A 439-nucleotide genomic window follows, 5' to 3' on the forward strand; every position below is an offset into this window, starting at 1 on the left:
ACTGTTTGCCCGCCAGTTGTTGTGCCACGCGGTTGGGAATGTAATTCAGCTCCGCCATCGCCGCTTCCACTTTTTCCCGCGTTTTCGCAGAAACGTGGCTGGCCTGGTTCACCACGCGGGAAACGGTCTGATAAGAGACACCGGCATACTCTGCGACATCGTATAACGTTACTGGTTTCACATTCACCACCCTGAATTGACTCTCTTCCGGGCGCTATCATGCCATACCGCGAAAGGTTTTGCGCCATTCGATGGTGTCCGGGATCTCGACGCTCTCCCTTATGCGACTCCTGCATTAGGAAGCAGCCCAGTAGTAGGTTGAGGCCGTTGAGCACCGCCGCCGCAAGGAATGGTGCATGCAAGGAGATGGCGCCCAACAGTCCCCCGGCCACGGGGCCTGCCACCATACCCACGCCGAAACAAGCGCTCATGAGCCCGA

At 57.9% G+C, this 439-nt stretch carries 1 protein-coding gene; it reads right to left on the bottom strand.

The window, feature by feature from the left end:
- Positions 1-181, bottom strand: a 181-nt coding sequence (locus R0J88_RS18810; protein WP_219605305.1) for a LacI family DNA-binding transcriptional regulator, incomplete at its 3' end; no start/stop codon positions are given.
- Positions 182-439 lie beyond the last annotated feature (258 nt).

The organism is Pseudoalteromonas sp. SIMBA_162 (assembly GCF_046535955.1).
GTDB lineage: Bacteria > Pseudomonadota > Gammaproteobacteria > Enterobacterales > Alteromonadaceae > Pseudoalteromonas > Pseudoalteromonas marina.